The organism is Shimia sp. (assembly GCF_039969785.1).
GTDB lineage: Bacteria > Pseudomonadota > Alphaproteobacteria > Rhodobacterales > Rhodobacteraceae > Shimia.
In genome coordinates, this window is record NZ_JBDVNC010000015.1 from 1 (window position 1) to 11,933 (window position 11,933).

The following is an 11,933-nucleotide window of genomic DNA, read 5'->3' on the forward strand; positions in this document are numbered from 1 at the left end:
CAACCAAACACCCGCTGAAGCGCGTCGAGCGCTCGAGCAATTTGAGGGCTCCGCGCACGACGCGCTTGCCCAAAACGAAACCGACGATTATGAAATCAATACCCGCAAACTCTCGTTATGAATGAGGGTGCCTCGGGGGGCAACTCAATGGGCCAAACCGGTTCCACCAAAAACGGATCGTTTCGTGGCTCACATCGACGCCGCGTTCATGCAGAAGATCCTCCACGTTTCTAAGCGAAAGCGGAAATCGGGCATACATCATCACCGCAAGGCGGATATCTCAGGGCTGGTTTTGAAGTAGCGAAAAGGAGAACGTTTGGTCATGACGGCACGCTATGAAGCCGCTTTACCCGTCTCAAGTCGGTTTAGTCTGACAACGCCCCATCGCTCTGACAAGGCACCTTCAAGAAATCAATTTGGAGCGGTAAACCTGTTTTCAAATTGGCCTGTCTTTTCAAAACTGAGGAAGCCACATCCAAATTGTCAATTTCGATGGTTATATTGTCTGGAGCCCATCCAGACCCGAGGAGAATATATTCGTAGTTCTGATGGGTGAATGGAGAGTATCGAAGAGAAAAGTCAGAAAAACTTGGGGGTCTTAAATCCCAGATACCTAGAAGCATCTTCAGGCGATCGCTTAATCTATCTCGTGATGATGCCGCCTTCCAAAATTGCGTATCTCGGCGCTTTGCAACATGATAATGCATTGTAATAAAATCAAAAATATCATCGTGCATTTCCGAAACCAATTGATTGTATCGCGTCGATAAGGCGTGGGAAGACACAGCACCTGAATGGGTGGGAAACATCTCACAAAGGCATCGGGCCGCATAGTCAGCCAAAAACAAGCCTGTTGATTCCAGAGGTTCGAGAAACCCGGCTGAAAGGCCGATTGCGACGACGTTCTGTTGCCACGCGGCCTTTACCCGCCCCACCCGAAATTCCAAATGGTTCACATCAACGTCCAGCGTTGGAAGGTCAAGTTGCGCGCGCAGCTCTTTCTCTGCATCTTCCGCACTCAAAAACGCTGAGGAATAGACATATCCAAAACCTTTTCTGTTGCGTAAGCCAATCTCCCAGCACCAGCCAGCAGAAAGAGCCTTTGATATCGTGAAGGTTTCCGGCGCGAAGGTTTCGGGGTCTTCAGGAACTCTCAGAGTGACAACATGATCACAAAGCAAAGAACCAGACTGATCGACCCAATTTGACTCATTTTCATCATCATTTGAGAGAATTGAAGCAAAACCCGTGCAATCCACAAAGAAATCAGCCTCAATTGCTCGCCCATTTACAAGTTCCAAACAGGCAATTGCTCCCCCGTCCGTACGCCGGATTTCTGCCACTTCCCCTTCTACATACTGAACACCTCTTTGCATGGTTTTTTCCTGTAAAAGGTCGGCAAAAAGTTCGGCATCCATGTGATAGGCATATGGAAATTCTCCCTGAAAATCAGGTGCTTCAACTGACCTAGGGGCAAGTTTATTTCGAATTACATGGCTTTGTGCGCTCACATAATCTGAAAATTTCTGACGGTTCTTTGCTGCAACCCATCGGCTCGTGATATTGCGCGTGTCGGGGGTATTGATCCGCTCGAAAGGGTGCAAGAAACAAGTTTCTAGACCGGCCCAATCTTCAAACTGTATTCCGTATTTGAAGGTCGCATCACATCGATGCATAAACTCTGATTCGTCCAAATCAAATCGACGAAGCATGTTGCGAACTGTTGGTATCGTGGCTTCTCCGACCCCAATACGCGGTATGCTGGCCGAGGCGATGACGGTAACTTCCAGCCCTGAATGAGCCCCGATTTCAAACCTCGAAGCGAGGGTTGCCGCGGTGATCCAGCCCGCTGAACCACCTCCGACAATGACGACCTTCATAAGCGAAATATCCTAGTTATCCGCTTTGGAATTTGTCTTTGCAGCGCCTTTGCCTGCGGTATCTTCGGTCTCTGCCGCCTGTTTCGCGGCCACCCGGCGTGCCATTGGTGTCAGGTTGTTAAGCGAGTTCAGGTGAACATAACAAAGTTCCAACTCATCCGTTTTGGCCATTTCAGCCAGCGTCTCGGCGCCTAGCGCCTTGAGCTTTTCGCGACTGATTGTGAAAAACCCAGATAGCTGTGCTTTTTCGCCATCAGCCAAATTAAACTGCGCCTGTGCTGGCTCAAGAAGATCATGTTCTTTCAGGCGTTTGCAAAACAGTTGAGTTCTCTGGAACAAAGCTTGGTATTCTTGGGCAAACGCCAGCATGGATTCGAGAAATTGTGTCCGATTGCCTTCTGCATCGAACATGCGTTCCCCTTTACCATCCTTGTTGAAGCCTTCGAATTCTTCATCCAGGCAAAGCGTAAATGTTTGGTTATCATCTGAAGACGCGAACACAAACGGATACCGTCTAAGAAAAGCAGGAATGTAGCTTCCGGTCCAAGCACCGTTTTCGTCCACATAATTGTTTTCGCTATCTCGCATGCCCAGAATGATGCTTGGGAACACCGTTTCTGCATCCCCTGCAAAAACAACCGTATAGTCCTGACACGCGGCAATGAATTCAGCAGCGACCAAAGGAACAGAATTTACGTTCTTAGCAAAGCTGAAATCCACACCGGTGCGAACTGACCAGTCTTTGTGGCGTTCGGAAGAAATTGGCACAGCCCGTTCATAGATCATCAATTGTTTGGTCACCCAAATATCCCCGTCTGTTTATTGTTGATAAAGTTTTGTAAGCACATCAGCTTATGTCGAAACGCGCTTGTCATCAAACCATATTGATCCATGTTTGCAAGGTTTTAGATATTTTCGCCTTCAACATTCGACATTTCATTCGTTTGTTTCGAGATCGGTGACAAAATCTCGGATTCCCAGCCAAACCTCTCGATATATGCTGTGTTGAGGCCAAGACATTCCGTCGACGCGCATTGTTCTTGATGGCGACACTGATAGAAGCCGTTACGGTCAAACTCTTTCCAGAATGCCGGGTCGATAACCAAAGTAGGTTGGGCATTCACGACTGCATCGCCAAAATCAGTCAACAAGCATTCAGGAAAGTTCTTCACCTCGACGTATCGACCAAGGTCACGGGCTCGTTGAATAGCCTCTCTCAGGTATGGAAGTGTGTCCATGTTCGAGGCACAGAGCTGTTTTTCGTCTGTTTCCGACATCGGCCAATAGTTCCAAAACTCCATTTGCACCAAACTTCTTAGATCGCCTAGTAAAGTGACTATCTCTGGCAATTGCCGAAAGCTTAAAGACGTCACAACAGTATTGGTAAGGAGCTTTACATCCGGCTTTCCATCTAGGTGCTCCATGCCAGCCAGCATTCGCTCCCACGCACCTTGAACCTGCGTGATTTTGTCGTGTTGGATCGCGCCTGCTCCGGCGACTGAAACGAAAAACTCATTCACGCCGGCATCAAGCAGGGTATCCGCATACTCCGTTTTCCCGAGCCGCATCCCGTGGGTCTGAATTCTTACCCGGTCAAATCCTGCGCGCCTGGCTTGCTCCGCCATCTTGGGAAGATCCCGGTGCAAGGTAATCTCTGATCCTGTCAGGACTAACCCTTGCCACCGATTGGATCTGCGTTGTTCCTCCAAAACCTGCTGGAACAGCTGGTCCGGAGTCGGTTGCAGATCATCCATCGTGCCCTCGATCATACAATGCACACACTTAAGATTGCACCTGAACTCCATCGTGAGTGAGATGTATTTCTCGTGATCACGTAGTGAAATACGCGGCCGTTCGCGTTGCTGTTGCAATGGAGTTGTTACCCCGGCACGGACGCCTTCAACATTGACCAATTGAATCGCGTCCAGAACCGGATCGCTTTCAGGAATGTCAGAGGAGCCCATAATAGCTGCCTTTCAAATACCTTACCCCATCATCCTGATTGAAATCATAATCGTATCCCACATCGAACAATACATGCTGAAAGCGATGCGCGTTCGCAGATGCAAACGTTTGAAGTTCGCCTGGAAAATCCAACCGTTTCATGAACAACAAAAGATTCTCAACTGGGATTCTGGAGAAATACAGTCCGTCATTCAGACGTTTGTTCGCCACAACGATCGTCTGTGCTTCTGTCATGTTCGGCCAAATAATGTCGTTCAGGTCTAGCTTGTTCAATGGAACGTGAGCGTTTGAAACAACTTTCTCACGAATATCGTGCGCATGTTTCAAGGCATCGAAGAAAAAGTAAAAGTTACGCATCTCCATCCCAGCATTGGTTAGCCCATAACAAATTCCTGAAGATACTTCGCTGCCAGGGTTTCCAAGGTACAAATCCAATTGCGTAACCGGCGCGCCCTGATCAATTTCCACAGCCCCCACCTCGACTGAAAACATAAAATAGGGCTGTGTGTCGTTAACGGGAACATCCAGTGTCACGTAGTTTTTGGCAAGATCGCGAAAGTCAGCCGTTGAAAAACTGCGCTCCATTCGCGCGTAATCATAGAAATAGAATTCCCAGCTCATTCGGCCGTTTGCGTGTTTAACCCCCCAAACCGTCTTAAAGGGTCCGACGGAAAATTGCAGAGCCTTGCAGAAACGAACCATTTTTTCGGACACACCGGCGACGGCAAACGAATGGTATAAAAGAGCTGATGATTGCCAGCCGTCAGACATGGGTTCACGTGGAGGTCGATATGGCCACAAGCAATAATCAAACGACGGATCGTTAGGTGACGCCGACCTGATTTGCTCGGACAAGGACCACGTCATGCCAAATCTCCGTGCATGAATTCCGCACCATGGTACACAGTCGAAAACGCACGCTGATCTCGGGCGATGCCTGCCGAGACATGGCCAACTTTGTCGTCACGATATTCTTCCAAATACGGGATCGCCTGCTTGCCCAATAACAACTGCAATGCGTTGGTCAATTCACCAATGCGTTTCGACATGCTGGTCAGGTTTAAATCGACTGAAACCCGTGGATTTCCCGGTTCAGTCACCTCTAGGAACGGCGCATCTTGACCAACCTGTTCCGAAAACCCGACCATTACATCGCATTGCGGCCCCGCCTCAATATGCGTTTCCAGAATTGCTTTGCGCGTTTCCATGTCAAAGCCTTCGCATAACTTATATTTTGAATGCGCCCATGCCCCATCTTGGCGCCATTTAAGAGCAAAAAATCTCATTTGGGGGTGCTGCCTAAGAGGGGTCGTAAATTCCAGATAGCATTTCAACATTTCAGCACCTGCCTCTGGCTCGTATCCAAAATGAATAACGTCAGCCTTTGCCTGCAAAGCGTCGATATCGCAAAACCCATCCTCGGGAGCATTCAGAGACATACAAATGTCCGAAAACTTTCTGCTGGGTCCCGGACCCAGCGCAGTTCTTGGAAAACTGATCAGAAATCGCCCGGATCGCAACTCCGATCCGATTGACTTCACCGACCGCTCAATAAGTAAGGGGCGGTCGATGTCCACAAGACCTGCGTACAATCGTGATCGCACTTCAATATTTTCGAGAACCTCAGCCATCATCACTCTAGCTTACCAGAGAACGCGAGTAATTTCCCGAGATTGCTGTCCGCATCAAGCAAGTCGTGCCGCATTCTCCCATGAACTCGCTCTATTGTTTTTTGACGCCAACGTATCATTAACCCTGCCACAGCTGGCGCAAAGACAAGAGTTGAGCGCGCCACCCAACGATGCAAGCGCGCGCTTTTGGGTCGCATCAAATCATCATCAAGAGACAAGAATGCCTGCACGATGCCCGGATCCCCCTGGCGACCGCAACGGCCTTCCAATTGCCGGTCAACACGCCGACTGTCATGTCTCTCGGAGAGCAGCACATGCAGTCCCCCAAGGTCGGACACACCGGAGCCCAATTTGATGTCGGTCCCCCTGCCCGCCATATTTGTCGCGACAGTGACGGTCCCGTGATGACCCGCGCGCTCGACAATATGCGCTTCATCTGCGTCCTGCGCCGCGCTCAGAACCTGATGAGCAATGCCGACTTCAGAAAGGTGCTCGCTGATTTTTTCAGAGGTCGCAACAGTTCGGGTACCAAGCAGGACCGGAACACCTTTCTTGTTTAGAGCCGAAACCTGTTTGGTGATAGCCCGAAGTTTCTTTTCTTCTGATCCAAACACCCGGTCCGACAGGAAACGACGTGCGTCAGGTCGATTTGTCGGGATCCTTGCGATGGCCAGTCCATAGACGGACCAAAATTCCCAGGCTGCATCTTGCGCCGTACCGGTCATGCCGGCCAAGGACTCGTATCTTCTGAAAAATCGTTGGTATGTAATCCGACCCAACGTTTCGCGCGGTTCGGTCAGTTCAAGGTCCTCTTTGATTTCGACCAGCTGGTGCAAACCTTCGGACCAGCTGCGATCTTCCATGACACGACCCGTATTTTCGTCAACGATCTGAATCTTGCCGTCGCGGACGATATAGGCGGCGTCCCGATGAAACAGATGCATGGCCGTCAAAGCTTGCATGACCGCGTGATCCCGGATGGCCGCAACCCGAAAAGCCCCTTTGCTGCGCTCGCCAACAGTTTCGAGAAAGATCTCGCCGTCTTCCGTTATCTCAACCCGGGATTCATTATGATGGATCTTATAGTGAACCCCTTCCTCAAGTTGCTCTGCCACAGTCATTGCGGTGCGCAACATGGAGGCGTCGACCAGTCCACCATCTGCAACCTGCCCCGAAATCACCAAAGGCGTTCGAGCTTCGTCTATCAAGACGCTGTCAGCCTCATCGACAATGGCAAAGTGTAAACCTCTCATTCGCAATTCCGGCGCAAGATTGCCTTCGGACAAGCTTTCTATTTTGCGACGCAGATTCCCCGGTCTTTTCCGCAACTCCATCCTGTCGCGCAAGTAATCAAAGGCGATCTCTTTATTGGATCCATGTACGATATCACTCTTATAGATCTCGTGACGCTCTTCGTATTGCTGCCCTTCAAGGATGGCGCCGACCGACAAGCCCAGAAAATCGTAAAGCGGCTGCAAAAGCTCGGCGTCGCGCTGTGCCAGATAATCATTCACTGTAATGACATGCACCGGACGCCCCGCCAATGCCATCGTGGCCGCGGCCAACGTCGCGCAAAGTGTTTTGCCCTCACCTGTGCGCATCTCAGCGATCTGCCCTTTGAGCATGGACCACGCTCCCAGCACCTGAACGTCATAGTGTTTTAGTCCAAGAGTTCGGAAAGATACCTCACGGACCAACGCAAAGGTCTCGCCGACACAGGCGATTGACGACTCAGGCTGTACAACAGCCTGTTGCAAACTGACCCTGAGATGTTCGGCCAATTGCCTCAAGCTCGCGTCACTTTCTTCGGAAAGACGTTTTTCGTGCCGCTTAACGTGTTTCAATATCCGCCTTAACCTGATCGCCCTCAACGAACTGAATTTCGCTTTGAAAACACCTGACGCCCTGGCCCCCCATTTGTCGAACTTTGTATCCTGTTCGTCCGGGCGTTCCGCATAACTTTCAAGGCGGGGCAGAGTTATTAGGCTGGTTTGTTCGCCATCAAACATTGAACTGCCTCAGGAACAACTGACGCAATCCGCGATAAATTCTGCGACCCAGCGGTTCATTGCCATGCCCGAACCGCACAATTGCACGACTACCGACAAAGGTCGTGGGCAAAGGGTGATTGGGCGAAATCTGAAAAAGAAACAGTGTTTCGAGTGTGCGTCGCTGCTCGGGGTCTGCAGGATCCAGAACAATGCTGCCACCTGCCGTTGTCGACAGGGCAGGTGATGGAAGAATAGGTTGGCCTTCAGGCGCCGAAGATACAATGTGGGCCGGAATGGGGCGATCCAACTGGTCTGCCATGCGCAAATCCACAGTCTCAAGTTCATTGCGCACCAGGTCTGCTTCATCCTCAGGAACGGCCACCAAAAGCCGCATGTTTTGCCCTTTGAGTAAATAGCCCACTACAGCGCCTTTTCGAACCATTTGACCCTTCAGGTTTTGAGCATTTGGGATAAGCACGCGCCCATTGCGCGCGGCCCGAAGCACCAGGGCATTCTTTCTTTCGTTAAACAATGCCAAACGCCCTTTGAGGTGACGCTCTTGTGCGCGCAAAAGCTCGCTCTGAACCAGATCCCGCGTCACAACACTTGCCAAACGCAGCTGAATTTCCTGCAATCGAATTTCTGCAAGCTTCGTCTGACTATCCAAAATGGGGTCGGACATATTCATCAAGATTGCATCCTTCGCAACCTGCCCGTCTTCCTGTCCGACCGAAGAAATAAACCCATCGGTTCCGGCACGCAGGATTTCATCCTCGTCCAACCATACAACCGCGCCCGCCATGGTCGCATGTGGAACCGGGAACGCAGTTATTCCCCCCATAAGAACAGCGATGATCAATGCCGTCAAAGTCACCGCTCGCGCCCTGCGCCCGCGTAACGATCCGGACGTCAATACAAACTTAAGCCCCTTGAAAACGGGGAAAACGAATACGTTGGACAAAGCCCAGATTGCCAACAGAATACCAACGAAAAACAGTTTTGAGGCGATGAACAATGAAATCCCAATGGAAATCGACACGCGATACAAAAAGGCCGCCACTGAGTAAAACAAAAACCAACCGCGTTCGCCTTTTGCAGTGACCGGGTTGTCAGCAGTCCTGATCCCCAGGAGATATTTTTTCACCAGATACCAAAAGTATTTGTTGGAACGTTGGCCCAGATTGGGAATTTCAATCAAGTCAGCAAAAACAAAATAGCCGTCGAACCGAAGCAACGGGTTTCCATTGAACAAAAGGGTGGACACACCACCAATCAGCATAATGTTAAACGCAAAGGCGCGCGCCAGTCCCGGCTCTGCATTCACCCAGAAAATCATCGCTATAGCTGCCAAAGCAAGTTCGCACATAATCCCCGCACCGCCGACGACTGCGCGTCGCGACTTTTGGGGAAATGCCGCTGATGATGATGCATCTACGTAGGGGACGGGGATCAACACCAACAACATGAAACCTACTTCATGAACCTCACCACCCCAGGCCTTGGTCGCATACGCGTGCCCCAACTCGTGGATAGCCTTGATCATTGGATAGGCAATCGCGATAAGGAATAGGTTTTCTGCCGACAGGATTTTGTCCGCAACACTATCGGTCAATTCAGGCCAGTTCATGACGGCAAGGGTCACCCCAGTCACCACCAATGCCAACCAGGCCAGAAATCCCCAAACCGAAAAAACTGGGCGCACCAGCCAGTTCGTGGCATCCAGGAACCCATCCGGGTCCATCAATGGAAACCGAAGTGCCAATGGATTTCGCAATCTGGAGAGAAAGGTTTTTTGGCTTTGATCGTGAAATCTTTGCCCCATCTCGACAAAGTCAGGTGGTACGTCCCCGGCGATCAGGTCAGAGGCATGTAACTGCGCCAACAGCCCGATAACATCGGGTTGCGATGGAGGGTCATCTTCGAACCGGTCACAGGCCGCCTCCCACAGCGATTGCATACTGCGCCGACCATCCATCAGGCTGACAATAAAGTTTCCTGCAGGGCTGATCCGATGATACTTACCTGAATGCAGATCCTGCACGATGTACCAAACCTGTCCACGAAATTTTTGTCGGTGAATTTCCACATGGCTGCGCAAACGTGGACGTAACGGAGCAACCCGGTACCAGTTCTGAGACAGAAAAGACGCGTTAGCCATGGATCGCCCTCTCTATTCCCAATTCAGCCAGCGCCACGCCCACAACTTGGCCCAGTTCACCATCGGCCGGGTCCAAATCGCAATCAGACGTTTTTCACCAATATCAACTTTTGCGATCCCTTCCATGCCGGGTTGCAGACTGGTGTGTTCGCCATCAAGAGACGCTTCGACCCGAAATGTCGTTGCACCATCACCGTATTCGGCCACGGGTGTGATTTTGGTGACCTGAATGTCAAAGCTATCCTCAGGCAAAGCAGTAACAAGCAAACTGCCCGCCAATCCTCGCTTAATATCGGCGATGCGCGCTTCATCAATTCCAAGGACGATGCGGTAGTTCTCAGTTGGGGTAATCGTCAAAAGCGCCCTCCCCAATTCAACCGCTGATCCGATGGATTGAGAGAGATCTCCCGATGTCACCAATCCCGAAAAGGGCGCAGTCAGTCGCGTCCGTGCCAGTTGTTGGTCCACGAGTGAAATCTCAGTCTCTGACTGCTTGATCTGGTTGCGGTAGATTGAGGATTGCGCACGGTTTCCCTCTGCCAGGGCACGGTCAAATTCGATTTTTTGACGTTGTAGAACGCTCGATATGCGCAACCTTTCTAATGCCAATTCACGATCATCCAGTCGCACTAAAAGGTCGCCTTTTTCTACATAGTCACCTGCCCGCGCAAAACTCTCGGCGATGTAGCTGTCAAAAGGCGCAGCAATTGAGCGTTGTAGCTCTCCTTCTACGACCGCGTTTGCGGCCACGCGGTCTTCCCCTTTTGCGTACCAGAAAAAAATGGCCAGCGCAGCGATAGCAATTACAAACAATTTTCGCCCGAACCGCCCCGGTCCAACGAGGCGCCGGATGTGACTTCCAAGAATTTCGAAAAACTTCGAGACCAACCACCGATCATTTCGCCGTTTTTCTTCAAGAACAGGTGCAATGACCGTACAAACGGCTTCCAGTAATTCTGTCTCGTCTTGAGAAAATGGCTTTTGGGTTGGCCGTTCAAAAACAACCGCACCAATAAAGCGATCAGATGCAAAAAGGGGGACAGTCAGCACCCAGCCAATTGAATGACTTTGAGCAAGCTTTTCATGACGATGCGTCGCGCGGGGAGGCTCAATGTTGTCACTGGGAAAAAGCACCACGCCGCGTTGATCTACGGCTTCGTCCATTGCGGCCCCTAATTGACGCACAAGGTTCATGCGCTTGCCAAACTGGGAAGAGTGCGAAATTGCGGTGACAGCAACGCCCCGCAAACGACGGAACCCAATAGAAACCCGATCACATCCAAATCGCGTCGCCAAATCTGTGGCCGCCGCCCTTGCCGCCGTGGCGATATCTTCGTTTTCTGCCACCGTGACAACCGTGCCCAGAGCTTCGATTGCCATCTCATAGCGGGCGGTTTTCTCAAAAGCCTCTTCGCGCCGCAGATGATCCCGCAACCAGGCGGCCCCCCATTGCAGTTGCCGCATCGCAGTCTTTAAATCGGTATTACTTTCCGGTAGAAATTCAATGGCAACTGCGCCCAAAGGCGTGCCATCCAGCGCCAACGGCGCAGCAATTGCCACCAACTCACCAAACGTGTCTTCGCTATAGCCCCGAACCACGCCATGATTTCCGGCAACCGCCTCTTCGGCGGCTGCCAGCGTTGCAGAAGTCGCCAAACGCGCTTCGGGCCAATTTGCCGTCATTCTCAAGCGGCCATCTTCTGGGTTTTTGATAAACGTACAGCACAATTCGGCCTGCTGTATCTGCGAATACATAAGCGGAGCCCATGACTTGGCAGCAGCTTCAGATCCCATTGCGCGCGTCAATTGACGCCACAGACCGCCCTCAAGCATTGTAACCTGCTGCGAGGATTCAGCGGTGGCTTGAGTGCTTTCGCTCACTTATCGTCAACTTTCAGAACGCCATGACGCGCTTCATACTCACGTAATACTCCGGTCAAAATCTGATGCATGCGTTTCGCAGCATATGGCGTCATTATGACCCGATTGGTCAGATCAACACGAACTGGCCCATCGTTATTCACATCCCAAGTTCGATTTGTTCCATAAAACACTTCGACCTGCTCTCGGGTACCCTGAATATTGACGACATTCGCAAAAGTCGTCTGCATCGCTGTGTCATTCCATTCGACAGTTGACTGCTTGCGATCCTGACTAGCTTCAGAGTCATCCTTGGTGTTGGCCATTCGTCGCGTCCTTCCCTGATATCTCCCACGGTGCCACCGGCGCCGATAAAGCTAAGCCTAGACCACCAAAGAGAAAATTCCAAAGTGAAATAAACAATAGAAGCCCGACATTTTAGCTCTGG

The 11,933-nt window shown here is 51.0% G+C and carries 9 protein-coding genes and 2 pseudogenes; 1 reads left to right on the forward strand and 10 read right to left on the reverse strand.

Annotated features, from left to right (window positions below; translation table 11 throughout):
- A pseudogene (locus ABJI08_RS06535) lies at positions 1 to 121 on the forward strand (IS3 family transposase); the annotation flags it as partial.
- 30 nt (positions 122 to 151) lie between these two features.
- Here ABJI08_RS06535 and ABJI08_RS06540 read toward each other — a convergent pair.
- From ABJI08_RS06540 to ABJI08_RS06585, 10 genes and pseudogenes are all read right to left on the reverse strand, one after another.
- A pseudogene (locus ABJI08_RS06540) lies at positions 152 to 324 on the reverse strand (IS6 family transposase); the annotation flags it as partial.
- Positions 325 to 365: 41 nt separating this feature from the next.
- On the reverse strand, positions 366 to 1,880 hold the full coding sequence (locus ABJI08_RS06545; RefSeq protein ID WP_348401021.1) for a tryptophan halogenase family protein: 1,515 nt from the start codon (positions 1,878 to 1,880) through the stop codon (positions 366 to 368).
- Positions 1,881 to 1,892: 12 nt separating this feature from the next.
- A complete protein-coding gene (locus ABJI08_RS06550; RefSeq protein ID WP_348401022.1) occupies positions 1,893 to 2,681 on the reverse strand; it encodes a SapC family protein in 789 nt (262 codons plus the stop codon).
- A 104-nt stretch (positions 2,682 to 2,785) separates the two neighbouring features.
- Entirely contained in the window at positions 2,786 to 3,844 is a 1,059-nt protein-coding gene (locus tag ABJI08_RS06555) for a radical SAM protein (protein ID WP_348401023.1), read from the reverse strand.
- Positions 3,831 to 4,616, reverse strand: coding sequence for a hypothetical protein (locus ABJI08_RS06560; protein ID WP_348401024.1), 786 nt, complete (start codon positions 4,614 to 4,616; stop codon positions 3,831 to 3,833). The genes ABJI08_RS06555 and ABJI08_RS06560 overlap by 14 nt, the downstream gene beginning before the upstream one ends.
- 92 nt (positions 4,617 to 4,708) lie before the next feature.
- Positions 4,709 to 5,284 (reverse strand): hypothetical protein, encoded by a 576-nt coding sequence (locus tag ABJI08_RS06565; RefSeq protein WP_348401025.1) that lies wholly within the window; start codon positions 5,282 to 5,284, stop codon positions 4,709 to 4,711.
- A gap of 194 nt (positions 5,285 to 5,478) precedes the next feature.
- Positions 5,479 to 7,485 carry a DEAD/DEAH box helicase gene (locus ABJI08_RS06570; RefSeq protein ID WP_348401026.1) on the reverse strand — a complete coding sequence of 669 codons (2,007 nt, stop codon included), beginning with the start codon at positions 7,483 to 7,485 and terminating at the stop codon, positions 5,479 to 5,481.
- Complete coding sequence (locus tag ABJI08_RS06575; protein ID WP_348401027.1) at positions 7,478 to 9,625, reverse strand: PqqD family peptide modification chaperone; 2,148 nt, start codon at positions 9,623 to 9,625, stop codon at positions 7,478 to 7,480. The genes ABJI08_RS06570 and ABJI08_RS06575 overlap by 8 nt, the downstream gene beginning before the upstream one ends.
- Before the next feature lie 12 nt (positions 9,626 to 9,637).
- Complete coding sequence (locus ABJI08_RS06580) at positions 9,638 to 11,419, reverse strand: GAF domain-containing protein (RefSeq protein ID WP_348401028.1); 1,782 nt, start codon at positions 11,417 to 11,419, stop codon at positions 9,638 to 9,640.
- Positions 11,420 to 11,502: 83 nt separating this feature from the next.
- Positions 11,503 to 11,811: a DUF3467 domain-containing protein gene (locus tag ABJI08_RS06585; RefSeq protein ID WP_348401029.1), complete on the reverse strand. Its 309-nt coding sequence runs from the start codon at positions 11,809 to 11,811 to the stop codon at positions 11,503 to 11,505.
- Between the last annotated feature and the right edge of the window lie 122 nt (positions 11,812 to 11,933).